The organism is Pseudomonas sp. GD03842, assembly GCF_029841165.1.
Classification (GTDB): domain Bacteria; phylum Pseudomonadota; class Gammaproteobacteria; order Pseudomonadales; family Pseudomonadaceae; genus Aquipseudomonas.
Genome location: NZ_JAOCEA010000002.1, coordinates 363,381 through 389,465, shown reverse-complemented (window position 1 = coordinate 389,465; position 26,085 = coordinate 363,381). Strand labels below are relative to the sequence as shown.

19 protein-coding genes are annotated in these 26,085 nt (G+C 62.5%); 4 read left to right on the top strand and 15 right to left on the bottom strand.

Annotated features, from left to right (window positions below; translation table 11 throughout):
* Positions 1 to 13: 13 nt before the first annotated feature.
* The 9 genes from N5D61_RS04255 to N5D61_RS04215 form a co-directional block, all read right to left on the bottom strand.
* Entirely contained in the window at positions 14 to 724 is a 711-nt protein-coding gene (locus N5D61_RS04255; RefSeq protein ID WP_279891000.1) for a GntR family transcriptional regulator, read from the bottom strand.
* 109 nt (positions 725 to 833) lie between these two features.
* Positions 834 to 2,651 (bottom strand): allophanate hydrolase, encoded by a 1,818-nt coding sequence (gene atzF / locus N5D61_RS04250; RefSeq protein ID WP_279890999.1) that lies wholly within the window; start codon positions 2,649 to 2,651, stop codon positions 834 to 836.
* 169 nt (positions 2,652 to 2,820) lie between these two features.
* The gene (locus tag N5D61_RS04245) at positions 2,821 to 3,666 is read right to left on the bottom strand and encodes a hypothetical protein (protein ID WP_108238317.1); all 846 of its coding nucleotides are present in this window, start codon (positions 3,664 to 3,666) and stop codon (positions 2,821 to 2,823) included.
* 33 nt (positions 3,667 to 3,699) lie between these two features.
* A complete protein-coding gene (locus N5D61_RS04240; RefSeq protein ID WP_108238318.1) occupies positions 3,700 to 5,667 on the bottom strand; it encodes a tetratricopeptide repeat protein in 1,968 nt (655 codons plus the stop codon).
* On the bottom strand, positions 5,664 to 7,784 hold the full coding sequence (locus tag N5D61_RS04235; protein WP_108238319.1) for a glycosyl transferase family protein: 2,121 nt from the start codon (positions 7,782 to 7,784) through the stop codon (positions 5,664 to 5,666). Before N5D61_RS04235 ends, N5D61_RS04240 begins: the two co-directional genes overlap by 4 nt.
* 11 nt (positions 7,785 to 7,795) lie before the next feature.
* Complete coding sequence (locus N5D61_RS04230; protein ID WP_279890998.1) at positions 7,796 to 10,030, bottom strand: cellulose biosynthesis cyclic di-GMP-binding regulatory protein BcsB; 2,235 nt, start codon at positions 10,028 to 10,030, stop codon at positions 7,796 to 7,798.
* Positions 10,031 to 10,185: 155 nt separating this feature from the next.
* Positions 10,186 to 11,418 (bottom strand): UDP-N-acetylglucosamine 2-epimerase (non-hydrolyzing), encoded by a 1,233-nt coding sequence (gene wecB, locus N5D61_RS04225; protein WP_279890997.1) that lies wholly within the window; start codon positions 11,416 to 11,418, stop codon positions 10,186 to 10,188.
* 579 nt (positions 11,419 to 11,997) lie between these two features.
* On the bottom strand, positions 11,998 to 12,885 hold the full coding sequence (gene yghX / locus N5D61_RS04220) for a YghX family hydrolase (protein ID WP_279890996.1): 888 nt from the start codon (positions 12,883 to 12,885) through the stop codon (positions 11,998 to 12,000).
* Between the two features lie 200 nt (positions 12,886 to 13,085).
* Positions 13,086 to 13,970 (bottom strand): LysR family transcriptional regulator, encoded by an 885-nt coding sequence (locus N5D61_RS04215; protein WP_279890995.1) that lies wholly within the window; start codon positions 13,968 to 13,970, stop codon positions 13,086 to 13,088.
* Between the two features lie 111 nt (positions 13,971 to 14,081).
* Here N5D61_RS04215 and argC point away from each other — a divergent pair, with 111 nt between their 5' ends.
* Positions 14,082 to 15,002, top strand: a complete 921-nt coding sequence (argC, locus tag N5D61_RS04210; RefSeq protein WP_279890994.1) for an N-acetyl-gamma-glutamyl-phosphate reductase — start codon at positions 14,082 to 14,084, stop codon at positions 15,000 to 15,002.
* Positions 15,003 to 15,005: 3 nt separating this feature from the next.
* Here the strand turns inward: argC and N5D61_RS04205 are convergent, their stop codons facing one another.
* Positions 15,006 to 15,911, bottom strand: a complete 906-nt coding sequence (locus N5D61_RS04205; protein WP_108238325.1) for a LysR substrate-binding domain-containing protein — start codon at positions 15,909 to 15,911, stop codon at positions 15,006 to 15,008.
* 140 nt (positions 15,912 to 16,051) lie between these two features.
* On the opposite strand from N5D61_RS04205, the gene N5D61_RS04200 reads away from it, so the two are divergent.
* Together N5D61_RS04200 and N5D61_RS04195 are read left to right on the top strand one after the other, a co-directional pair.
* A complete protein-coding gene (locus tag N5D61_RS04200; RefSeq protein ID WP_279890993.1) occupies positions 16,052 to 17,020 on the top strand; it encodes an EamA family transporter in 969 nt (322 codons plus the stop codon).
* Positions 17,021 to 17,041: 21 nt separating this feature from the next.
* Positions 17,042 to 18,202, top strand: a complete 1,161-nt coding sequence (locus N5D61_RS04195; RefSeq protein WP_279890992.1) for a gamma-butyrobetaine dioxygenase — start codon at positions 17,042 to 17,044, stop codon at positions 18,200 to 18,202.
* A gap of 51 nt (positions 18,203 to 18,253) precedes the next feature.
* Here the strand turns inward: N5D61_RS04195 and eutC are convergent, their stop codons facing one another.
* From eutC to eat, 3 genes are read right to left on the bottom strand one after another with little or no spacing between them, the layout of a single operon-like run.
* A complete protein-coding gene (eutC, locus tag N5D61_RS04190) occupies positions 18,254 to 19,075 on the bottom strand; it encodes an ethanolamine ammonia-lyase subunit EutC (protein WP_279890990.1) in 822 nt (273 codons plus the stop codon).
* A gap of 24 nt (positions 19,076 to 19,099) precedes the next feature.
* The gene (locus N5D61_RS04185) at positions 19,100 to 20,491 is read right to left on the bottom strand and encodes an ethanolamine ammonia-lyase subunit EutB (RefSeq protein ID WP_279890989.1); all 1,392 of its coding nucleotides are present in this window, start codon (positions 20,489 to 20,491) and stop codon (positions 19,100 to 19,102) included.
* A gap of 29 nt (positions 20,492 to 20,520) precedes the next feature.
* Positions 20,521 to 21,873, bottom strand: a complete 1,353-nt coding sequence (gene eat / locus N5D61_RS04180; RefSeq protein ID WP_108238330.1) for an ethanolamine permease — start codon at positions 21,871 to 21,873, stop codon at positions 20,521 to 20,523.
* 426 nt (positions 21,874 to 22,299) lie between these two features.
* Between eat and N5D61_RS04175 the strand changes: the two genes are divergently transcribed.
* Positions 22,300 to 23,370 (top strand): AraC family transcriptional regulator, encoded by a 1,071-nt coding sequence (locus N5D61_RS04175; protein WP_279890988.1) that lies wholly within the window; start codon positions 22,300 to 22,302, stop codon positions 23,368 to 23,370.
* A 124-nt stretch (positions 23,371 to 23,494) separates the two neighbouring features.
* Here N5D61_RS04175 and N5D61_RS04170 read toward each other — a convergent pair whose 3' ends face one another.
* Positions 23,495 to 24,652, bottom strand: coding sequence for a mandelate racemase/muconate lactonizing enzyme family protein (locus N5D61_RS04170; RefSeq protein ID WP_108238332.1), 1,158 nt, complete (start codon positions 24,650 to 24,652; stop codon positions 23,495 to 23,497).
* 33 nt (positions 24,653 to 24,685) lie between these two features.
* Positions 24,686 to 26,056, bottom strand: coding sequence for an MFS transporter (locus N5D61_RS04165; protein WP_279891125.1), 1,371 nt, complete (start codon positions 26,054 to 26,056; stop codon positions 24,686 to 24,688).
* Between the last annotated feature and the right edge of the window lie 29 nt (positions 26,057 to 26,085).

The window sequence follows — 26,085 nt, the reverse complement described above, 5'->3', positions numbered from 1 at the left end:
GGAAAACAACTTCTTATGCCGATCGCGCTTCGCTGCGCGCCACATGCAGCCGGTGCAGGGTGATCTTGCGCACTTCGTGTTTGCTCGTCTCGATATGGCTTTTAAGCAGGCGTTGCGCCTGTTCCGTGCGGCGCTGAAGAATGGCGTCGAGGATCTGCCCATGCTCTGCATAGGTCGCCTCGATGCGCGGTGTCTGGGTGAAATCCAGGCGCCGGATGATGCGGATCTTTTCGGTGATCTCATAGTGCAGACGCGCCATTTCGGCGTTCCCCGCCGCTTCCAGCAACGCACAATGGAAGCGTTCGTCCAGCGCCGACACGCGACCGGCGTCGCGCTCACGCGCTTCATCGGGCACCTGCCAGGTCGTCTTCAACTCGACGATGACCGGGTTGGCGTCCAGGTCCAGCGACGCCAACCGCGCCACGGCGGCGCTTTCCAGCACGATGCGCACGTCGTACAGCTCTTCGAAATAATTGAAGTCGAATGCCCTCACCTGCCAGCCGCTGCGAAAATACACCTGCACATACCCTTCCCGCTCCAGCCGATAAAGCGCCTGACGCACCGGTGTCCGGCTGGCAGCGACGCGCTCGGCCACTTCGTTTTCGCTGAAGCGATCGCCTGGCAACAGCCGAAATTCGAAGATGTCATCCTTGAGCTGCTGATAAACGCGCTCAACCAGGTTGTCCGGACGCGTCTTGGGCTTTTTCAACGGTGTGATTTGCATGTTCATCTCGGGTGGTGGATACGGCGGCACACACTGGCAGGCTGGCGCCGGGGAGCCCTGCGGCGAACAGCGGACGAGTCCGCCGGACGTCGCTTCGCCGGGCGCTCGCTCAGACCTTGTTCAGGCTGGCCATGTAAGCGCGCCATCCGCCGAACGCCGTGATATCCAACGCATCGGCCAAGGCCCAAGGCTCGCAGATGAAGCCCTTGACGGTGCGGCCATCCGCCAGTTTGAGGTTGCCGATACCCAGCGGCGCCGGGATCTCGGCAACGAACTCACCGAAGCGCGCGAGCGGGATGTCCCACAACTCCACGATGATCGACTGACCCGAGTCGGCTTTCGCCAGGCCGGGCTTGGGCGGTACTGTGCCGGGTAGTGCGTACAGCCGGTAGGCGCCCTCGGTCAGGGTCTGCTCGACGAACACCGCGTCGCGGCCCGTCAACTGAAAGTTCAGCGGCATGCCGGTCAGGTGCGCCCCGACGACGGCCACTCGCACGCAGCCATCGGCAGGCGTGGTTACAGGGCGAGCGGCGGGCACTGGCCGACCCGTGGCGCCCAGCGTCAAGCCGAGGTGCGCCTGCCATTGTCTGCCGAAGCGGGCCAGCGCCGTGTCATGCCAGGCCGGCGCGATCAGGGTGATGCCGGCAGGCAGCCCATCGGCGCGCCAACCGGCAGGCAATGCCAGTGCCGACAGGTCAGCGAGGTTGGTGAAATTGGTGTAATAACCGAACTCAGAGTTGTAACGCACCGGCTCCTCGGCCATTTCCGCCAGGGTGCGTATCGTGGCGGATGTGGGGACCACCAACGCATCGAATTCGGCCAGCGCGTCGTTGATCTGCCGACTCAACGCGGCGCGCAGGTATTCGGCCTTGTACGCATCGCACGCGCTGTAACGCAAACCGTTTTCGACGATTCCCCGCACGACGGGATTGATCGCGTCCGGATGGGCGTCGAACATCGACGCCATGGCGACGGTCCGCTCAGCCACCCAGGGTCCGAAGTACAGCTGATCGGCCAACTGCTTGAACGGCGAAAAATCAATGCGTGTGATCTCGGCGCCCAGTGCGCTCAGTGTTAGCAGCGCCTGCTCATACACCGCCTGATTCTGTGTGTCGCCGAAGAACTCGAGCGTATCGGGCACCGCAAGCTTGATCGCCTGCCTGAAGCTGACCGGCGCGGTGTGAGGATTGCGTCGGGAATACGCGTCGCTGGCATCGTAGCCCTCAGCAAGACCCGCGACCTGCTCGGCATCCTCCACCGTCAGGGCAAAAATCGAGATGCAGTCCACGGTTCGACAAGCCGGAACCAGCCCGCTGTTCGACAGCCTTCCTTTGGTTGGTTTCAGCCCGACGATGTTGTTGAACCCCGCCGGGACACGACCGGACCCCGCCGTGTCGGTGCCCAGGGAAAACGCCACCAACCCCCGCGCGACCACCGAGGCAGAGCCTGAACTCGACCCACCGCTGACGTAATCGCCATTGATGCTGTTAGGCACTGCGCCATAGGGTGAACGCGTACCGACCAGGCCAGTGGCGAACTGATCGAGGTTGGTCTTGCCCATTAGAATTGCGCCGGCGGCGCGCAGACGAGCGAGCACGAAAGCGTCCGCATTGGCGGTGTAGGCGAATTCAGGGCAGGCCGCCGTGGTTTGCCAGCCAGCGGCATCGATGTTGTCCTTGATTGCGAACGGCACGCCATACAACGGCAACCGAGCGATATCCCCTTTCACCGCTTCGAGGCGTTGGCTCAGCTCGGCCAGTTGATCGCTCAATTGAGCCGGGTCGACCAGAGCGATCCAGGCGGTGTCCTGTTCGGCGTACGCGTCACGCAGCGACAACAATGCGGACGGGGTCAATTCACCGGTCTGATAGGCGGTGATCCATTGGCTGACAGTCCAGCCGAACAGCGGGTTCGAGGCGCTTTGCATGAAAGGATTCCATCTTGTATCCAAGTTTGGATTCCAGTTAAGCAAAAGCTGCGCCATCCGGGCGAAAGCGCTATTTTCAGGGCGCTGGATGCTGGAAAAACGGGTTGATCAGGGCGGGGATGCACATTATTGAGGCAGGGCCGTTTGATGTGAGTGCAGCAGTGCGCTCTTATCGGGCCAGCCCCTCAATCATGTCCGGGGTGACGTAATGCGGCCCGTCGAACAGGTAGAGCGGATAACCTCGGTAAGCGGCAATCTGCGGTCTGAGTTCCTCGACGGTGGCGGAGCGAAAGCCTCCGCCGATCTGGGGGCGGAAGGCCTCGACGATGATTTTCACCCGCTGCGTGCCCAGTGCTTTGCGAAGGGCATCGGCATAGGTGCGTGCCACCGGTGCAGTGCGGGCGTAGACACCCACACCGTCCTGGAAGAAAACGCCGATATCGTCCGGCAACCAGGATTTCAACCAGTTCGCGGTCGCTTCAGGGCCGATGTTGCCGCCATCGTAGACGCTGATCCACAGCGGCCTCGGCAAGCGGGCCAGCAACGCCGGCAGCTCGCTGGCGCGGGCCCAACTCGGATCGACCTCAGCCGGGAAGTACCAACCGGTGACATTCAGCGGCGTCTTCAGCTTTGCCATGCGCTCGGAGAGTGCGGCCAAGGCATCGATGTCGTCACGGGAGCGGTTTTCACTGAAGGAGCCCGCCAGGCCAAGGATGACATTCTGTGCCCACGGTGCCTTGGCGATGCGCGCCCAGTCCGGCAAACGGGGCACTTCCGGAAGACCGGCACCGGGCACGAATGCCTGGCCGTCGACCGCCGTCCACTGCACCAGCAGCTCTCGCACGCCGAGTTGCTGCCAGTTGCCCTGAATGTCCACGGTGGCGTTGTCCGGTTGCCAGACCACACCGACGATCTCCGGCCGCAAGCCCTGCCCCAGTTCGTGCAGGGCATCAATGGCCGTGCCCACCGCCCCGATCAGCAGCGCGGCCAGCGAAACCCTCAGCAGTCGCGGCATGCGGCCTCTTCCCAAAACTCCACCCTCAAACCCTCACCACGAATAGGTCAGACGCGCGAATACGCCTTCGGCGCTGTCATCGCCGAACACCTTCTCCCGGTATTGCACGGAGAAGTCGATATAGGACTGCGGCGCCTTGTGCTTCGTTTCACGGAACCAGTAACGCATGCCGACCCCTACCCCGGCGCCACCGGCGTTGTCTGACGATGTGCGGGTGCGCCCGTTGGCGTCGACTTCGCTGCGCATCTTCGAATCGTAATCCGCCGCGAGTACCACATGGGGGAAGACCACCAGGCGCGGGCTGACCCGGTCCAGACGAATGCTGCGCCCCAGTTGCCACTCGCTGTTGAAGTAATTGCGCTTGTCGCGCAAGTAGCGACCGCCTTCCGCGTAGAACTGCGAAGTCCACCAGCTCGGCACATCAACGCGCAGGTCGGTGCCGATGCTGGAGCCGTAGCCCAGTCGCACCAGCCAGTCGCCGCTGACCTTGCTGCCCGCCAGCGGAAAGGTGCGCTCGAAGGCCGCCATGACGTTGTATTCGGTGAATGGCTTGAATCGTATACCCACCGCGCCCTGCAACGCGTCCAGCCCCTTGTCGTTGCCCCCTTCTTTGTTCCACAAAGTATCGGTGATGCGGCCATAGAGCTCGACGAAACGCGCGTTGCGATAGCCGTCAGGGCGCCAGAACACTTCAGTGCTGTTCTGCAGACTGTCATTGCTGGTGCTCGGCGCACCACTCAAGCCGTTGCGGGTGCTCGCGCCTCGGTACGTCGTGGTGTTGGTCACCCCCCATACGCGGGACAGGTCCGATACGGCTCTGCGTGTATCGAAGACCTGTTGATCGGGCATCTGCAAGTCACCGGTTTTCTGGTAGTCCAACACCCGGGTGAAATAGGCAATGGCCTGGGTATCATCCGGTGCGCGCATGGCGCTGTAAGCGGCGTCTTGTGTCTGTTTAGGACTCAAGCCCTTGCTGCGGTCGATCCGCTTGAATTCACCCAGCGCGCCGCGATCATCCCCCGCCTGCATCAGGAAATACGCGATCTGCACCTCATCACCCGGCTCAAGCTCGCCCTTGTCACGCGCCGCCTGCATCCGCGCCAGAGCCTCGCGAGGCTGCCCCAGCGCCGCATACAGCGATGCCTGGTCACGCAGCGGCAAGGTACCGACCGCCAGCGCCTGGCTGAAATCCTGCTGCGCGCCGCGTCGATCCCCCAGACGCAGGCGCATCTGACCCCGCTGCGCGAGCAACGGGGCATCATTGCCGTTCAGGGCCAGGGCTTCGGTAGCGGCAGCACGGGCAGCCGCGTACTGCTGCTGGGCGATCAACGCACTGACCAACAGCCGCCGGTAGGCCATTTCATCGGGGTATTGGCGCACCACTTCGCGAGCATGACTGACGGCCGCATCGTTATCGCCACGGGCCAGGGCCGCATACCCTTGCGCCGCGAGATCGACGGCTTTCTGTTCGCGAATCGAGGCCAGCCGTCGCGTCAGCGCAGGCGACTCGCCGAGCGCTGCGATCGCCTCCCGGGTCGCCCGCTCCGCTTCGTCCAAGCGCCGCTGACGCTGCAGCGCTTCGATCAGCATCATCCGGTAGTCGGCGTTGTTCGGTGCCTCGGCAACTGCCCGGCGCGCGTATTCGACCGCCCGGTCGTAATCGCCGTGGGCATAGGCCTGCAGGGAACGTTGACCATTACCGAAGCCCTTCTTGTTGCCAGGGTAGCGCTCAGGGTGGTCGCGGCGGTCCTTGTCACGTTCAGCCAGGCGGATCAGTGTCCGCAATCGGTCGACGTCACTGCGCTGGCGCAAGGCCTCTCTGGCCTTCGCGATCGCCAGGTCGTAGTTCTTTTCGTTGTAGGCGGCGTAGGCTTGATTGGCGATTTCGTAGGCAGGACCGGTCAGTGCCAGCGGCAGGATCTGTGGCTCGGCGGCTGGCCGAGACTCGGCCTGACACAACGCAGGCAGGACGCTGAGGCCCAGAATGATCGGAAATCTCATGAGGGCTGCTCCGTGGCTGCGTCCGGTGAAGAATGGCGATGTTGCTGGGCCGCGGCCTGTTCGATGGCTTCGCGGGGCAGCACGCCGAGGTCCACCAGGTAGTCGCCGATACGGCCATGCAGATGCGGTCGATAGCCGAGCATTGCCTGATTGAAAGTCATACGGTCCAGCAAGCCACGGTCGATGAGCAGTTCACCCAGCAGCGGCGTGGCGGCCGGCAGCGGCTGTCCGGCCACCGCATCCAGGCGACGCAGTTGTTCGACGATCTCACTCTCGCGGGCGATCATCTGCACCGGCTGCGCCCCCAGTTGCTCAGTGATCTGTTGCAAACCGTCCGGGCTCAGCGGGCTGGCCACCGCGATTTCCGGACGGCCATCGCTGTCCGGCGCCAGGGGCACCACACGCCAGCGCAGGCAGAACTCATCCGCCAGCGAGACGTGGGGCTGGACCTTGGCGGCAATGTCGAACACCCGCGGCAGGTCGTTCTGGAAAGCAATGGCTTCGGCGAGGGTCTCGTCATCGAGCCAGCCGCGGCTGAGCAGGATTCGGCCCAGTGGCATCTGCCGAGTCTGCTGCTCGTCCAGTGCGCTCTGCAGTTTTTCGTCGTTGATCGCTTGCCAGGAGAGCAACACGCTGCCCAGTTTGCGTGGGGCCTGTGCAATCAGGTCGGTGGAGGGAAAATCGTGCATGGTCTTGTCCCAGACCAGCTTGCGGTTGAGCAGCTTGCCCACTAGGAACAGGCGCCAGGCCCGGGCAGCGGCCATGAAATTGACGAAGTTGCCCACCACCATGCGCGGCAACGACAACAGGCCATGCTGCCAGCCGTAGAGGATAGTGGTGAAGTAGCAGCGATGGGCCATGCGCCACAGCAGCGCAATGCCGTTGGCCGCCAGCAGGCCGCCGACCCAACCATCGGTGTCGAAGGGCGTCGGGAAACTGGTGTTCCACACCCCGCTGGCGCGCAACACAATGAGCGCCAGCAACTGGACGAGGATCACGTAGGCGACGATGTTGACGAACGAGGTGACGACCCCTTTGCGATCGCGAAACAACAGGTAGCGGTTGGCGAGCGAGCCACTCCAGCCCATCTGTTCCCAGCCTTGCAGGCCGATGCCCAGCGTCCATCGCGCCTTTTGCCGGAACGCTGTGCGGAAGGTGTCAGGAAAGAACTCACGCACGCACAGTGGCATCTCCAGCGTCGACTCGTAAGGCTCACGAAACCACGACTTGCGCAGCACGCGGTACTGCACCGGGAAACGCACGAAGATCGCGCTCATGCCGTACCGTGCCAGGCGCGCGCCGACGTCGTAGTCCTCGGTCAAGCTGTCGGTGTTGAACGGCTGGTTATGGGTTTCGTCGGCCAGCACTTGCAGCGCCCGGCGCGAAAAGCAGGTGCCGACGCCCGCCGATGGCACGCTGTCGCTCAGGCTCTCGCGCACAACAAGGTCCTTGCCATGCCATTCGGCGAACTCGTCCATGTAGGTGCCCGCGACCCACTCGTACCAATTGCGCTCCAGCGAAACCACCGGCAACTGAATCATGTCCTTGCGCGGCAGCAAGTAGTTGAACAGGCGCATCTCCAGTGGATGCAGCACGTCCTCGCTGTCGTGCAGGACCACCCCGGCAAACGTCACGCCGTGGGTCTTCTCGTAGAGAAAAATCGCCTGGATGACCCAGTTCAGGCAGTCCGCCTTGCACGTCGGCCCGGCATGAGGCACTTCGACGCGATGCAGTTGCTTGTAACGCCGACGCATCCGTTCGACTTCATCGATGGTGCGCTGATCGTTGACGTAAGTGCCGACGAACACCACGTAATGCTGATAGTCCAGCGTCGACACCATGTTCTCGATCATCGGCGCGATGACGTCGTACTCCAGCCAGGCGGGTACCATGATCGCCAGCGGCTGTTGGTCGCGAGCCATCAGCTGTTCGGCTGTCAGCGGGCGATAACGCCGCTCGGCAGTGAACTTGCGGTACAGCCGCCGGGCCCAGTACCACAGGTCGATGAACAGGTCATCGACACTGGAAATCAGAATGATGGTCGCGACGACGAGCGTCGCGACCTCCAGCGCGCCGTAGTAATGCGCCAGCCAGTAGGGCCAATAAAGCGAGGTCATCGCAGCTCCCGTTATTGACGCTTGCGACGGGCGCGACGGCCTGCCAGCAGCAACACGAGGAAGCCGATCACCGCGGCAGGAATCAGCCACAGGGCCGACGGCTTACGCCAGGCATCGAGGCCTTTGGGCTGGTCGTCGTCGATCATCTGGCTGCCGGTAGGGTCCTTCGCGTCGAAGGTGGTCAGCGGTCCGGTATCGCCCAGGACGGTGACGTTGCCGCGCTCCAGCAGGACCGGCCTCTGGAAATCCGGGGCCTGCCCACCCAGCGTGCGATAAACCATGCCGTGCTGGCCGCCCGACTCCACCACCTGCAGCGCCGCCAGATGGTTGAGCGACTTGAGGTCGAGCAGCGTCTGCTCCTTGTGATGGATCGTCAGGTGGCCCTGTGCGTCGACCTGCAGCGACTCGTCGCTGTCCTTGATCGGCACTTCAAAGGCCAGGAACGAGCTTTGAGGCGCGATGCCCGTCTGCGCGTCGTTATTCACGCTCAGGGTTGCACGCAACGGTGATACGCCGCTGGCACTGGCAATGCGGATCACTTGCGGCAGGCTGCTGGCCGGGCGCTCAAGGTAACCCTGCGGGACCACCAACTGCGTACCGGATGCGAAACGGGCGGCCATGCCGGAGAAGTCGCCATCCAGCCCGATCTTGTCCAGGGTCACATGGCTGCTCGGCAGGATCGAAACGGGGAACGCCTGCGGGGTTTCACGGCACAGGTCACTGACCGGCTGACGCTGAAACGAGACGCGCAGGGTGTTTTGCGCCGCCAGGGCATAGCGCGGAATGCGCGCTTCGATCCGCTGCTTCTGGCCATCCGCGACCAACTGGGAGGCACCGATCAGGTAATCGTTGAGAAACAGACTGGCCACCGGCGCAGTGCCCGATGCGCCAGGCGCCGCCGCGACATCGATCGCCGCGCTCACCGGTACACGCCCGTCATACGCCACGGTCCCCAGCGGGAAGCTGGCGCTCCAGTCGGATTTCGCCAGCACGTCGACGCTGCCGGGTTTGCCGCCCAGGCGCGTCAACGCCACGCGGCCATCATCGCTCAGCGGCAGGTTCGCCTCTTCGCCCACTGTCAACTGGCGCGCGCGTGCCAGCTTATTCCACGCCGCGCTGAACAGGCCGATGGCCTGGCCAGCAGCGTTCTGGTCGATCATCACCAGAGGATGCGCGCCCAATATCGCCAGCCGAACGTTGTCGGTGCCGGTCGTGCTCACGGCGCCGTTCACATGGGCATCTCGCCACTGGGCAAATGCTGTGTTCGCCGCTGGATCAATGCCTTGAATCTGATGTTGCAGTGCGTCCAGCGACTCATTCACCGCCTTGAGCAGCGCGGGATCGCTGACCGCCAGATCGGCGTTGAAGGCCGGTGTCTGCCCCAACATCAGCAGCGCGCCGATCTGCGCCGAGTCGGCGAGCGTGTGCAACCCTTTGCCGTCCAGCGCAGCGAATGCCGGGATCTGCTTCAACTCAGGGGGAATGTTCACGCCGCTCAAGTCGATGCTTTCGTTGACCGAAGGGAACGGCACGATGCGCGCCTGCTTGCCAATGCGCTCCAGCGCCACGCCCAGGCGCCATGCCGCGTCATAACTGGCAGCCGCCAGCGTACCTGGCGCGACCAGGATGCCTGGCTTGCCGGGCAAGGCATTCCACGCCGCGCCGACATCCTGCAATTGACTGGCGTCGAAGCTGTACTTCAACCGTGTCTGGGGTGCGATACGCAACACGTTGCCGATGGCCCGCTCGTCCTCACACTGGATGCGGGAAACGATCGATGACCACGCCACACCCAATCGGACCGAGCCGCTCTCTCGCGGCGACTTGTCGACGCCCAAGGCGGCACTGGCATCGCCCTCACCGGCGTTGAGACCCACCGCACGAACCGGGTAGCCATCCAGGGACAGCAGCAAGGTGTTGCGTCCTTCTTCACCATTGAGATAACTGGCGTCGAACTGCAGCGTCGCATCGGTCAATGGCACATTGGCCGGCACCGGCAAATACAGCTCGCGGCGGGCGTCGGTCGCATTGAGGATGATCGGCCGATCAATGCCCAGGTCCTTCAACTCGATGACCCTTGTTTGCTGCAGGTTGGCGTTTAGACGGCCAATGGCCTGGCTCAGCGCACTGGGCCCACTGGGGGTGGCGGCAGGGCTGGCGGCGAAGGCCGGGGCGATGAGCAGCAGGCTCATGCCGCAAACCAGGGCGTTCAAGGCCCCAGAGTGTGAGGAAGCGGTAGATGTCATTCAGGCAAATCTCGGTCAAGACAAACAATGTGTGGGAAACAGGCGAACGCAAGCTCCGGCTGGCGACGCCAGCACGGCTCGTTCAGGGAGGGTTGTCTCCCGCGGAAGGTCAGCAGGCGTTGCCGTCAACCGGCACGCCGAATCGGGTGCGCTCGCTAATGCAGGCTGGAGGCCGACCGCAGCGGCAAGACCGGGCGTTGCGCCTCGATCGGTTCGGGAATCGGATCGGGCGCCTCGACGGTGAACTCGTCCACCGGCCGCCCCATCAGCGCGTCGACGATGCGCGCACACGCCTTGCCGTCGCCATAGGGGTTGCTGGCCCGAGACGCCATGCGCCACAGCTGATCGTCATCGAGCAGTGCGCAGACACCCTTCTCGATCGTATCCGGATCGGTTCCCACCAGGCGCACAGTGCCCGCAGCAACGGCCTCGGGCCGCTCGGTCACGTCGCGCATCACCAGTACCGGTTTGCCCAGTGAAGGCGCTTCTTCCTGTACGCCGCCGGAATCGGTGAGCACTACGTGTGCCCGTTGCATCAGGCGCACGAAAGACAGGTAATCCAGTGGCTTGATCAGGTGCACGTTCGGCAGGCCGCCCAAACGCTCGGTGACCGGGCCCAAGACATTGGGGTTCAAGTGCACGGGGTAGACGATCTGCAGGTCGTCGCGCTTGGCTAGCCTGCGCAGCGCCTCGCAGATGTCGAGGAAGCCGTCGCCGAAGTTCTCCCGGCGATGGCCTGTAACCAGCAGCAGCTTGCGGCTGGCGTCGATGAAATTGAACTGGCGGTCCAGAGCGACACGCAGTTGACGGTTCTTGTCGATGCGCTCAGCCGTCATCTTCAATGCGTCGATCACCGTGTTGCCGGTCACGAAGGAGACGCCCTGCAGGCGCTCACCGAGCACGTTGCGGCGGGATTCCGCAGTCGGCGTGAACAGGTGGTCAGCAATCAGATCGATGCTGCGGCGGTTCATCTCTTCCGGCCAAGGCTGATGAATGTCGCCCGTGCGCAAGCCCGCTTCGACATGCGCCACGGGAATGCGCCGATGAAAGGCCGACATCGCGGCCACCATCGCCGACGTCGTGTCGCCGTGCACCAGTACCTTGTCAGGCTGGACGGCGTCGAGCACTGGGTCGATGGCGGCGTAGAGCGCAGCTGTCAACGTATTCAGGGTTTGACCGGGGGTCATCACATCCAGCGTGTAGTCCGCTTTCAGATCGAACATGTCCAATACTTGTTGCAACATGCTCTGGTGCTGACCGGTGATGCATATCTTCGAATCGATGCCCTGCTCGGCCTCCAGGGCCTTGATCAGGGGTGCCATCTTGATCGCTTCAGGGCGCGTGCCAAAAATCGACAATACCTTGAGTTGCGGATGAGCTCGAGCCATTCATATTCCTCCCGCGCATGTGCATGCGCCGCACGGCAGCGTACTTCGCCCCAAGAGGCTGAAGTCGCTCGAAAGTGGTAGTCATGGACGGACGGAAAAGATCGGAGAGAAACTCGATGCTCACTTCAATGTGACAACGCGGCTCAGCGTGACGACGCGATAATCCCTAGTGCCCGAAACAGGGAAGATTATTAACAGCATGAAAAACACATTGCAAAAGATTTAATAACAATTTCAACAACTTTAATGTGCATTAAACTTTTGCAAGTTTGCGGAGTCCATCAAAGGTTTTGTTGTTTATACACGCAGTGTCGTTCATCACTTCGGGGGCGCGAAAGTGTGCGCCGGTCGACAATTGAATGTAAAGCCTTGAACTTTAAACTTAAGTTCCGGTCATTCGGCGCGTTGTGACGAGTTATGAATTACCCTAGCAGAGTTTACCCCGTTCGGATCCAAACCGGACAACCGGTCAGGACTTTCTACAACTTTCTGACGCCAACTTAATGCCCCCCCCTTAAATAAGTGCAGGCAGCTCATTCAAGTTGATTCAAGTTGATTCAATGAAAGCTCACTCAGTGTTCACGCCAGGTACTTATTGAACCAGGCGAGCGTGCGCTCCCATGCCAGTTTCGCGGCCGCCTCGTCATACCGTGGTGTCGAGTCGTTATGGAAGCCGTGATTGGCACCTTTATAGATATGCGCCTCATAGGTTTTGCCCGCGGCTTTCAGCGCGGCTTCATAGGCTGGCCAACCCTCGGTGATCGGCGTGTCGAGTTCAGCATAGTGCAGTAATAACGGCGCCTTGATACGCGCCACGTCTTCGGCCTTGGGCTGGCGACCGTAGAACGGTACCGCAGCCGCAAGTTCCGGGTAGGCCACCGCAGCCGCATTGGCGACACCCCCGCCGTAGCAAAAACCGGTGATGCCGACTTTGCCCGTGGCCCCCGGATGCGCCATCAGCCACTCGAGGGCGGCAAAGAAGTCATTCATCAGCTTTTCCGGGTCGACCTTCTGTTGCAGTTCGCGCCCTTTATCATCGTTGCCCGGATAACCCCCGACCGACGATAGGCCATCCGGGGCCAAGGCGATGAACCCCGCTTTGGCCACGCGGCGTGCGACATCTTCGATATAGGGGTTCAGGCCTCGGTTTTCATGCACCACCAACACTGCCGGAATTTCCTCCGTCGCCTTCGCAGGCCGCACCAGATAGCCGCGAACCTGGCCATGGCCCTTGGGTGAGGGATAGGTGATGTATTCCGGCACGATGTCGGGGTCCGTGAAAGGCACCTGTTCGGCCAATGCGTAATCGGGACTCAGGGACGCCAGAATCGCCGTGGCCGTCAAGCCACCCAGTGCGAACACCGCTGCGCGGTCCAGGAATTCTCTGCGGTTGATCCTGCCATGCACGTAGAAGTCATACAGTTCGAGCAACTCAGGGGCGAAATCCTTGGCAGTCAGTCGGGTCATCGGGACACTTCCTCGTGGGTGGACGGCGGGCGCCGCTGGCAGGGGCGTTTGGCAACACCATTAAAGCAGTGTTTTGCGCTGCGAGCCCGTCCGGTTCGCCGCCGTGAGCGAAGAACGCTCACCGATACTGGCTGACCGGCAACGACGGTAGTCCACACCTGCCGCTGCACCCCGCAGAAATGCACCGATGCCAACGGGGTTTACAACGTTTCCAACCCCCACAACACTTCCAGCACATGCTGCGTTGAGCGCTCGACCTCCCCTGCGCGATGTGCAATCCCCAGCTCGCGCCACAGCGCAGGCTGCAACGGGCGCATCACGATCCGGCTTTCCGGCAAGGGCGTCGACGCTTCATGAGGCAGCACGGTCGCGCCGTATCCCGCCGCGACCAGGCTTTTGATCGCATCGTTGTAGTTGAGTTGAATGCGCGGCGCCGGTTGCGGCCCCTCACTGGCGAACCACTCCGCGACTTGGCGGGAAAGTCGGGTGGTGGCGTCATTGAGAATCAGCGGTTGCGCCGCCAGCCAGGAAGGCGTGACCACCTCGGGAGCGGCCCAGCGCGCCGGCAAGAAGGCCATGACAGGGTCTCGCCGCCAGGGCCTGATCCGCAACCCTTTGACCGGCGCCTGGGGCAGCGCGATGACGCCGACGTCCAGGCTGCCGTCCGCCAGCCTTTGCAGCGTCTGCTGCGAAGTCAGCACGGCCACCTGCACATCGATTCCGCCATGCGCCTGGTTCAGGGTTTCCAACGCTTGAGGGATCAATTGAGCGATGACACCCGTGGAAGCCCCAAGCCGCACCCTCCCCTCCAACCCCAGCATTTGTCGCTGGATGTCCTGCAGCGCTTGTTCGGCATCGGCGAGCAGACGGCGGGCCCTTTCCACCAAGGTCTCCCCGATGGCCGTGGGCTGGACCCGGCCACGCGTGCGGGTCAGCAATGCGCCACCCACGCGCGCCTCCAGATCGGCAATGTGCAGGCTGACGGTGGGCGGCGCCAGGTTCAGCGTGCGCGCAGCTTCGGCGAACGATCCCTGGTCGGCGATCGCCACGAGGGTGCGCAGACGGTCGAGACTGATTTCACGCATGTTCGTCACTCATTCAGAAAACCTGATCGTCAACGTTGCCAAATTCAACTTTTCCTATCATAGGCGCTGGTCGATGATACGCGCCATCAACCTCTAAGAGCGGCAGCGACCATGACCCTCCCTGTAGTTTTCATCGATGGCGACCAAGGCACCACCGGTCTGCAAATCCATCAACGGCTGCATGGCCGGACCGACATCACGCTGGTGACGCTGCCTGCCGAACAGCGCAAGCAGGCCGCCAGCCGGGCGGCGGCCATCAACGCCTGTGACATTGCGATCCTCTGCCTGCCCGATGAGGCTGCCCGCGAAGCCGCAACAAGCATCGAAAACCCTGACGTGCGAGTGATCGATGCCAGTTCTGCCCATCGCACCGATCCGCAGTGGGTGTATGGGTTTGCCGAACTCAATGCGGAACAGAAACAGGCCATCGCCTCCGCCAAACGGGTGAGCAATCCAGGCTGTTACCCAACGGGCGCCATCGGCCTGCTGCGGCCTTTGCTGGACGCGGGCCTGGTGCCGAGGGACTACCCCATCACCGTCAACGCGGTTTCAGGCTACTCGGGCAAGGGCCGTGCGGGGGTTGATGAGTTTGAAGGTGAGAACGCCGGGCAAGCGACGCCATTCCAGATTTACGGCCTGGGTCTGGCGCACAAGCATGTGCCGGAAATCCAGCAGTACAGCGCCCTGACGGAGCGGCCGGTGTTCATTCCGGCGTACGGCTCGTTCCGCCAGGGGATCGTGCTGACCACTGCACTGCAGACGCGCCTGTTGCCCTCCGGTGTCACTGGGGCCTCCCTGCACGCCTGCCTCACGGAGCGCTACGCAGGCAGCCGGTTTGTCGAGGTGCTGAGCATGGACGCGTCCAAGGCGCTCACCGGCCTTGACCCTCGGCAGATGAACGCGACCGATCGGTTACGTCTGATGGTGTTCGAGAACGCCGGGCACGTGATGCTGGCGGCAGTTTTCGACAACCTGGGCAAAGGCGCGGCCGGTGCTGCCGTGCAGAACCTGGACTTGATGCTCGGCGCCTGAGCGTCATCCCATCAATTGGGCCTTGAGCCACTCCACCAACAGGCTCGCCTCCTCCCGGCGGGCCTGCCCATGACGACGGTACACCGACAGCGCCTCGGATAGATGGACGCTCTCACTGCACGGTGCGACCAGTACCCCCTTGTCGAGCATCCGCTGCGAGGTGCGGCGCCATCCCATGGCCAAACCATGTCCTTCCACCGCGGCGTGGAGCATCACTGAGTAACTGTCGAAGGCCAGCCTGCGCCCCTGACGCGGCACATCATGGCCGAAGGTCGCCAGCCAGGTGTCCCACTCCAGTTGATAGACCGGCTGGGCTTCGTGATGCAGCAACGTGTGCCGCTGCAGATCGTCCAAAGGGATCGGCTGCCGTTGCCCGTCGAGGTAGGCCGGACTGCACACGGGAAACACCTCGTCGGCCGCGGTGAACAGCAGAGGATGCAAACCGTGGTCGCGGTTGCTGCTCTGCATGGCGACGTCGAAATAGCCCTGGTACTCCGTCAAGGGGTGAGCCCAGGTCACCATTTTCAGGTCGATCTCCGGGTATCGCCCGTGGAAGTCCGACAGCCGAGGCATCAACCAGTGAAACGCCTCGCAGGGCTGACACAGCAGCACCACTTCATTGGCGCGCGCCACACCCCGAAGTCGGTCGGCGGTGCTTGCGACATCCCTCAATGCATTACCCAAGGTAAGGTTCAGCTCCCGACCGGCGTCGGTCAGGAACACGGCGCGATTGCGGCGCTGGAACAACGCGATCCCCAAGTCCTCCTCGAGCGCGCGGATTTGCCGACTGACCGCAGCCTGCGTCAGGTTCAGCTCTTCGGCCGCGCGAGAAAAGCTCAAGAGCCGTGCGGCCGCTTCGAACGGCAGCAGACTGGCCAGCGGCGGGAGGGAGTTGCCAAGCTTATTCATAATTCAGGGTAATGCATCGGGACGAAGACATCATTTGTAGCACAGACCCAGGGATCGGCAAGATGAAGCCTGGCGGAAAAGGTCAGCCACCTGCTCTCAGGAGCGGATGGTTTCATCAAACAGGTAGCACAGGGCTCATCATGAACGCGTCGCGGTCAATCATCGTGCAAGGTGTGGGCTACGCCACGCTGGCAACCCTGGCATGGGCCAGCAATTTCATTTCGCCTTATGTGCTGCAAGGTTATGGGATTCAAGACTTCATGCTGGTGCGCTTCCTGTGGGCCGGCCTGCTGGGCCTGATGCTGCTGCCGTTTTATCGCGCCCAATTGCGCCATCTGCATGCTCGCCAATGGTTGACCGGCATGGGGCTGGGGGTGATGGGGTATCTGGCGTACAGCAGTTGCATCGCGGGAGGGGTGATCCACGGTGGGCCGCTCCTGATCGCCGCCTTCATCGGTGCAGTGCCGGTGCTGCAAGCCTTGCTCGGCAACGTTCGGCGGCCTGCGTTGCGTTGGGGCCAGTTGGCCCTGCCGATCGGCGCCCTGTGTGTTGGCCTGATGCTGGTCAATCTGCACGTGCTGCAAGCACCGGCGGGAGGCACATCGCTGAGCATGGGTGTAGCGTTTGCCGTGGGCGCCGTGTTGCTGTGGCTGTCGTTCAGCGTCGTCAACCAAACCGCCATGGAACCTCTGCACGTCGACGCGACCGGCGCCTGGACCTGCCTGATGCTGATCGGTGCCGGCCTTTGCGCCCTCATCCTCACCCCACTGGCCTGGGCCGCCGACCTATTGCGCCTGCCATCGCAAGGCCTGGCGACGCCCGCCGCGCTGCACCTGTACGGCTGGGCCCTGCTGATTGCGCTGCTGTCGTCGGTGATCGGCGCCTGGGCCTGGAACCTCGCCTCGCGACGTCTGCCCATGGTGCTGTCCGGTCAACTGATCGCCCTGGAGTCGTTCTTCGCCAGTGTGCTGGGCCTGGCGTTCGAGGGGCGGCTGCCGAGCATGACCGAGGCCCTGGGGCTGGCGATGATTCTGTTCGGCACCGTCTGTGCCGTACGCGTCATCCTTGCCCCCACACAGCCCTGCCTTCAACGATCCACCTCGCTTTAAACTTGTCAACCTTACGGAGCATTGCCCGTGAACGCCATTGCCGACTACAGCACCTACCCGCTGATCAGCCCATTGCTCCAGGCACGGCTGCAGCCTGAGGGGATCGAAGTGACCTGGGGCGACCAACGCCGCAGCCCTTTCCACTACCTTTGGCTGCGGGACAATTGTCCTTGCTCGGCCTGTGTTTACAGCGTCACCCGAGAGCAAGTGTTCGAAGTGGCCGACGTGCCCATCGATCTCACGGCCCAGCATACGGACGTCGATGAACAAGGCGCCTTGCGGGTCGTCTGGCAAGACGGTCACGAAAGTCGCTTTGACCCTGGCTGGCTGCGCGCCCATGCGTATGACGCGGCATCCCGGGCAGAACGACGGGCCGCACGCCCACGCCAGCAGCGCTGGACGGCCGGTTTCGAACTGCCGCTGTTCGAATACCAGGCGGTAATGGAGGACGAGCAGGCGTTGCTCGACTGGCTGCTGGCGCTGCGGGATGCCGGGCTCACGCAGGTCCGCGGCGTGCCCACCGAGCCTGGCTCGCTCAGCCATCTGGCCCGCAAAATCGCATTCATTCGCGAAAGCAACTTCGGTGTGCTGTTCAACGTGCAGTCCAAGGCGGATGCGGACAGCAATGCCTACACCGCCTTCAACCTGCCGCTGCACACCGATCTGCCGACCCGGGAATTGCAACCCGGCTTGCAGTTCCTGCACTGCCTGATCAACGACGCCAGCGGGGGTGACAGCCTGTTCGTGGATGGATTCGCCGTGGCAGAGGCTTTGCGCCAGGAGGCGCCGCAGGCCTATCGGCTGTTGTGTGAGGTTCCCGTGGAATTCCGCAACAAGGATCGACGCAGCGATTACCGCTGTGAAGCGCCGGTCATCGCCCGCGATGCCTGGGACGAGGTCACCGAAATACGCCTGGCGAATTTTCTGCGGGGCCCGTTCAACACCGAGCCTGACGTGATGCTGCCCTTTTACCGCGCTTATCGCCGTTTCATCGAAATGACCCGGGAGACCCGCTTCCAGTTTCGCCAGCGATTGGAAGCGGGACAGTTGTGGTGTTTCGACAATCGCCGGATTCTTCATGCCCGCGACGCCTTCGACCCGGCCAGCGGCGCGCGGCATTTTCAGGGGTGCTACGTGGATCGGGATGAGTTGCTGTCGCGGATACGGGTGCTGCAACGGTGACCTGAACCGCATTCAGGCCGGCGCTCCTCGACCTGAGCGGTGAGGCGGCGCCTATTCGCCCATCAGGAAGTTGCCGGGCCGGGTGTCTTCGCCTGCCTCCAATACGGGCACATGGGCTTCGTCCTTGAGGTTCACACCGGACAATTGCCGGCGGCAGGCTTCACGCATCAGGTAGAGCAACTTGTGCGCCGCCATGGCGTAGCTCATGCCCTCCAGGCGCACGTTGGAAATGCAATTACGTGCCGCATCGTTCAAGCCGACACGCGGCGCGTAGGTGAAGTACAGACCCAGGCTGTCCGGTGAACTCAAGCCGGGGCGTTCGCCGATCAGAATCACCACCATCCGCGCCTTGAGCAGTTCAGCCACTTCATCGGCCACGGCGACGCGGCCCTGCTCCACCAACACCACCGGCGACACCCGCCAGCCTTCGACGCGGGCCATCTCGTCGATTCGCTCCAGCATGGCAGGGCTGTGTCGCGTGACGGCCAGAGAAGACAAGCCGTCCGCCACCACCACGGCCAGATCGAAGCCCTCGGCATGCGCGGACGCGTATTCGCGCAGGTGGTCAACGGAATCGGCCGACAGTCGCCGTCCGAGATCGGGCCGCTGCAGGTAGATATGACGATCCGCGGCAGAGCTTCGAACGGTCAGGGTTTCCCGTTGACGTGCCTGCAACTGCTCGCTCAACGCCGCCGCGTCGAACGGCAGGTGCACGGCGTCACGGGCCTGCGCATGAGCGAACTGGAAATCCAACTGCGCGGAAGTCGGCAAGCTGGTGCCGGCATGGCCCAGCGCGATGCGCGCCGACGTCAGCGAGCGCAGTTGACGCCAGGCATCGGCCTGGGCCGGTGAGTTCTTCGAGTCATCACGCATGGCCAGTCTCTTGTCTGTCTACGGCTAATTCAATCGTGCCAATGCCTGGCGAAACAAGGGCGGCACGCCCTGCCCCAGCCGCACGCTTCCCTCATCCTGACGCAGGATGTCCATGCGCGTCAGCCACGCCTCGAACTCAGGGGCGGGGCGCAGGCCGAGGGTCTTGCGTGCATACAGGGCGTCATGGAACGAAGTGGTCTGGTAATTGAGCATCACATCATCAGAGCCCGGAATGCCCATGATGAAGTTGATGCCTGCGACCCCCAGCAGCGTCAACAGCATGTCCATGTCGTCCTGATCCGCTTCGGCATGATTGGTGTAGCAGATATCGCAGCCCATGGGCACACCGAGCAGCTTGCCGCAGAAGTGATCTTCCAGCCCGGCGCGGATGATCTGCTTGCCGTTGTACAGGTATTCCGGACCGATGAAGCCGACCACGGTGTTGACCAGAAACGGGTTGAAGTGACGAGCCACCGCATAGGCGCGAGCCTCGCAGGTCTGCTGGTCGACCCCATGATTGGCGTTGGCCGACAGCGCGCTGCCCTGCCCGGTTTCGAAATACATCAGGTTGTTGCCGAGGGTCCCGCGCTTGAGGCTCAGGCCCGCCTCGTAACCCTCGCGCAGGATGTCGAGGCTGATGCCGAAACTGCTGTTGGCCGCTTCGGTGCCTGCAATGGACTGAAACACCAGGTCCAACGGCACGCCCTTTTCGACTGCCGCGACCGAAGAAGTCACATGGGTCAGCACGCAGGACTGGGTCGGGATCTCGTAGTGACGGATGACGCCGTCGAGCATCTTCAACAATTCGCTGATGGCGCTCAGGCTGTCAGTGGCCGGGTTGATACCGATCATGGCATCGCCGTTACCGTAAAGCAGACCGTCGAGGACGCTGGCGGCAATGCCGGCGGGATCGTCGGTCGGGTGATTGGGCTGCAGGCGGGTGGACATCCGCCCCCTCAAGCCGACGGTGTTGCGAAAGCGGGTGACGACGCGGATTTTCTGCGACACCAGCACCAAGTCCTGCACGCGCATGATTTTCGACACCGCGGCCGCCATTTCTGGCGTGAGCCCCGGCGCCAGCGCCTTGAGGCTGGCTTCGGTCGCCTCGTCGCCCAACAGCCAATCACGGAAGCCGCCGACGGTCAGATGACTCACCGCAGCGAAGGCCGCCCGATCATGGCTGTCCAGGATCAAACGCGTGACTTCGTCCTGCTCATAGGGGATCAACGCCTCATCGAGAAAGCGCTTGAGTGGCACGTCGGCCAGGGCCATCTGCGCGGCCGCGCGTTCTGCATCGCTGGCCGCCGCGACCTCCGCGAGAAAGTCGCCGGAACGTGCAGGACTGGCCTTGGCCATGAGTTCCCGCAGGCTGTCGAAGCGCCAGACCATGCCACCGATGCTGTGGGAGTAACTCATCGCCCTTTCCTCTTCGTCGTTCCTGAATCCTAGCCTGCGACTGCAACAACCGGACCGCGGCCGCGCACCACTTTGCAGAACAGCGCGCCCAGCGCCATCAGGCAGATAAAGATGCCGCAGATCACCAGATTGAACCAGACCATCGCCACCAGGCAGACCACCGCCAACATCAGTGCGATGCCGGGGACGATCGGGTAACCCGGGGCGCGGAAGCTGCGTTCCAGGTTCGGCTCGCTGCGGCGCAACTTGAACAGGCTCAGCATACTGATGATGTACATCACGATAGCCCCAAACACCGACATGGTGATCATGGCGGCGGTCAGGGTCATGCCTTGCAGGTTGACCACACCGTCACTGAGGATGGCAGCGATGCCGATCACGCCACCGGCGATGATGGCGCGGTGCGGGGTCTGGAAGCGCGACAGCTTGGCCAGGCTTGGCGGCAGGAAGCCTGCGCGAGCCAGGGCGAAGAACTGACGGGAATAGCCCAGAATGATGCCGTGGAAGCTGGCCACCAGCCCGAACAGACCGATCCACACCAGCATGTGCATCCAGTTGGAGTTGTTGCCAACCACGGCTTTCATGGCCTGTGGCAAGGGGTCGTTGATGTTGGAAAGGGCGCGCCAGTCGCCCACACCACCGGCGAAGATCATCACGCCAATGGCCAGCACCACCAGCGTCAGAATCCCTGCCACGTAGGCACGCGGAATGGTGCGTTTCGGGTCCTTGGCTTCTTCGGCCGCCATGGCCGCGCCTTCGATGGCGAGAAAGAACCAGATGGCAAACGGAATCGCCGCGAAGATCCCGCTGATCGCCGGCAGGCTGAACGTGTCGGAGCCGGCCCAGCCGCCCAGCACGAAGTTACTGAAGCTGAAGCCTGGGGCGACGACCCCCATGAACACCAGCAACTCGGCGACGGCCAGGACAGTGACCACCAGCTCGAAGGTCGCGGCGATGCTGACGCCCAGGATGTTCAGGGTCATGAACACCAGGTAGGCACCGATGGCCGCGACTTTCGGGTCCAGCGAGGGGTACTGCACGTTCAGGTACGCGCCGATGGCCATCGCAATGGCCGGTGGCGCAAAGACGAATTCGATCAGCGTGGCCAGCCCCGCGATCATCCCGCCGGTCGCGCCGAAGGCCCGAAGGCTGTAGGCGAACGGGCCACCCGCATTGGGGATGGCGGTGGTCAGCTCGGTGAAGCTGAAGATGAAACAGGTGTACATCACCGCGACCATCAGGGTGGTCACGAGAAAACCGAGCGTCCCGGCCGTGCCCCAGCCGTAACTCCAGCCGAAGTACTCGCCTGAAATCACCAGGCCCACGGCCAGCCCCCACAAATGCAGGGTTCCCAATGTAGGTTTCAAAGTTGACGCAGTCATGAGTGTGCACCCCGGTAGCCGAGCGATGGTAATTGCCTGACAACGAGAATAGCCACAGCGTTACGGCCAAGGCTTGACCTCAAAGAACGCGAGTTGTCGTGCGCGGTCAAGTTTTGCGGGTATTTTTCCGGGTTGCGCCATGGCAGCGCACGATTGGGTGCGGTGCTTTATTGCGGGTCATGTTTGACGGGCGTGAGTGGCACCTGTCTACCCAACACGGTGAGTGATTGGGTAGCAATGCCAGAGTGGATGCGATCATCTGTGGGAGTGCGCTTGCCCGCGATTGCATACTTGCCCAGACAAACAAGGCGCCTGACACAATCCCCTCACGGGCAAGCGCGCTCCTACGAAGCGGCGGTCACACGTAACAAGGTATGACATTTGCTTGAACGAAATTCATACGCACTCTGAAGACTGTTCAATTCGATGTTCCAGCACCTCCTTCCCACTGCCGTGTCATCTCCCTCCGCCGCCAATAATCGCGGTGTGTTGTCGGCGGCCGCCAATGGGTTGGATGGGTTCATCGTGCAGCACGGCGGCGATCTGGATCGGGTGTTCGGGCGTTCTGGCATTGACCCCGAACACCTGCTGCATCCGACCCTCAGCCTGCCTCTAACCAACTATTGCAAAGTCCTGGAAGAGGCTGCGCGGCAGACCGGGTGCGACAACTTCGGCCTGCGTTACGGCCAGCAGTTCCAGCCCAAGGCGCTGGGGCTGCTCGGCTACATCGGCCTGTGCTCTCCCACCCTGGAAGATGCGCTGATCAATTTTGCCGAGGCCTTTCCTTTCCACCAGCACAGCACGTTGATCGAACTGGTGGACCAAGGTGAGTGTTACCGCTTTGATTATCAGGTCCGTCACGGCGCGATCCACGAGCGTCGCCAGGATGCCGAACTGACCATGGGCATGGCCATGAACTTGGTGCGCCATGTGCTGGGGCCGCAGTGGGCACCGCGGCAGGTCGCCTTCGAACATGCCCGACCCCAGGATTGGCACGAGCACCGCGACGCCTTCCACGCGGATGTGCAGTTTGCACAAGGCTGCAATTCGTTGCTCATTCCCAAGCGCGACGTGACCGGTCACGTCATGCCAGGCAACGACCCGATTTTGCTCATGCTGATCAAGGACGCCATCCGGCAACTGGGCGACAGCGGCTCGGAAGCCAACATGCTCGACCGCGCCCGTCAGACTATCCTTGCCAACTTGCACTTGGGCGAACCGGCGCTGGAGGCCGTGGCGCACGATCTGGGCTTGTCCGAATGGACGCTGCAGCGAAAACTGCGGGATTTGGGGCTGAGTTTCAGCCAATTGGTCGACCAGATCCGTCGGGAGACGGCCCTGGCCCACCTCAAGCAGCAACACCTCAGCGTGACCCAATTGGCTTCGCTGCTCGGCTACTCCGAAACCAGCGCCTTTTCCCGCGCGTTCAAACGCTGGTTCGGTACCAGCCCCAGACAATGGCGCAGCGCAGCGACGACGCCCGCGCAACGGGTGTAATCGAAACGGCACGGCGAGCGGCGAACCCGGGCGCGGTTCGCCTGCCCTGCTCTCCAATTCCCTGCTGGCTGCGCCACCCCTCGCGCGGTCACCCGTCACACAACCCTGAGGCCAGAATGGCGAATCACGCCCGCGAACCGACCTGCGCGGTTTGAACGGTCCAGGCGCGGGTCTGTTCGCTCAGCGAAAGGCCAAGCCCTGGGCGAGTCGGTACAAGCATGCGGCCGTCACGGGTTTCAAGCCGTTCGTTGAACAAGGGCTCCAGCCATTCGAAATGCTCGACCCACGGCTCGGTGGGAAACGCCGCCGCCAAATGAACGTGCAATTCCATGGCGAAATGCGGCGCAAGCATCAATCCCGCCTGCTCGGCCATGGCGGCCACTTTCAGATATGGGGTGATACCACCGACCCGTGGGGCATCCGGCATGAGGAAATCCGCGCCGCGCAATTTGATGAACTCGGCATGCTCGGCCACGCTGGTGAGCATTTCCCCGGTGGCGATCGGGGTGTCGAACTGCTGCGCCAGCGCCGCGTGCCCTTCGGCGTCGTAGCAATCCAGCGGTTCTTCGATCCAGATCAGGTTGAACGCTTCGAATCGACGGCACATGCGTTGCGCGGTGGGGCGGTCCCATTGCTGGTTGGCATCGACCATCAGCGGGAAATCATCGCCCAGGTGCTTGCGCACCGTGGCTACCCGATGCAGGTCGATGGCGCAATCCGGCTGGCCGACCTTGAGTTTGATGCCACCGATGCCCTGCTCTCGCGACATGTCGGTGTTGTGCAACAGCTGCTCGAGAGGCGTATGAAGGAAACCGCCGGAGGTGTTGTAGCAGCGCACCGAATCTCGGTGAGCACCCAGCAGACGGGCCAGCGACAGATGGGCACGTTTGGCCTTGAGGTCCCACAGTGCAACATCAAATGCGCCAATGGCCTGAGTGGACAAGCCACTGCGCCCCACGGACGCCCCGGCCCAACACAGCTTGGTCCACAGTTTCGCGATGTCACTGGGGTTCTCGCCGATCAACGCGGGGGCGATTTCCTTGGCATGGGCGAATTGGCCCGGCCCTCCGGCCCGCTTCGAGTAGCTGAAACCCAGGCCACGATGGCCGTCGGTGGTTTCGATCTCGGCCACCAGAATCGCGATTTCGGTCATTGGCTTCTGCCGACCGGTCAGCACCTTGGCATCGCTGATCGGGTTGGCCAATGGCAGGAACACCGAAGACACCTTGACCCAGGCAATGCGATCGTCGTCCGCGGATCGGATAACTGCTTGATTAGACATGTTTTTTTCCTTTTGAAAGAGGTGTTCGTTCGATCAGACGCGCTGGCCCTTCAGCTCGGGATTGGCTGTCCCGGCAGCGGGGTCCGTCGCCGGCACGTCATCCAGCTCGCCGAGTTCGAGGCGCTTCAGCGGGCCGACGATGACCAGGTAGGCAAAGGCGCCGAGCAGGCCCATGGCAGCCACGTACATCAACGCCGAATCGAAGGACCCCAATTGGTTGACCAACAGGCCGATGGCAATCGGGGTGACGATGCTGGCGATGTTGCCGCAGAAATTGAACATCGCCCCGCTGATGCCCATCGCCCGCTTCGGCGAGACATCGCCCACGATGCACCAACCGAGATTGCCGATGCCTTTGGCGAAGAACGCCAGCGACATGACGCCGATGACCAAAGGGATGGACTGGGTGTAGTTGGCGACGACAATGGTGCTGGACAGTAACAAGCCACAGATGATCGGGGTCTTGCGAGCGGCCGTGAGGCTGTAGCCTTTCTTCAACATCCAGTCGGACCAGACACCGCCGATCATGCCCCCCAGGCAGCCGGCGATCGGCGGAATGGCCGCGACCAAACCCACCTTGAGCATCGTCATGCCCTTGGCCTCGATCAGGTAGGTAGGAAACCAGGTGAGGAAAAACCAGGTGATGGACGTCAGGCAGAACTGCCCCAGATAAACCCCGAGCATCATGCGGTTTGCGCCGATGGCTTTCGCGCGTTTCCAACTGAACGGAGTCTTCACATCGCCAATGTTCGGCAGGCCGCCACCGGCTTCGATGTAATCGATTTCTGCTTGATTGGCGCGCGTGTCCTTGCGCGGCTCGTGGACCAGCTTGAACCACAGCAAGCCGATCAGGATGCCCGCGCCCCCGGTCCAGAAAAACACGTGCTGCCAGCCGAAGCTGTTGAGTAACAGCACCATCAGCGGGGTGAACGCGGCCAGGGCAAAATATTGGGCGGACTGAAAAATCGCTGTCGCCAGGCCACGCTCATGACGGGGAAACCACATCACCGTAAGGCGGTTGTTGGCGGGAAACGCAGGGGATTCGGCGACCCCCATTAAAAAACGCAGCACGAACAGCGCGACGAATGCCGAGCTGAACATGTCTACGTAGCCTTGCAGGTAAGTCAGGGCCGACCAGATGATCAAACTCATGCCCAGCACCAGCCGCGAACCGAAACGGTCGAGCACGATGCCGCCGGGAATCTGCATGCCGGTGTAAGCCCAACCGAAGGCTGAGAAGGCAATGCCCATGGTGATGGCATCGAAACCCAGATCGGTGCGCATCGCCGGTGCCGCGATCGAGAGCGTCGCGCGGTCGACGTAGTTGAAAACGGTCACGATGAAGATCATCGCGAGTATCAGGTAGCGAACGTTGGTCTTCGCCTGGACGTGCGGTGTCGGGATCACTGTTATTTTCCTTATTGTGATGAAGC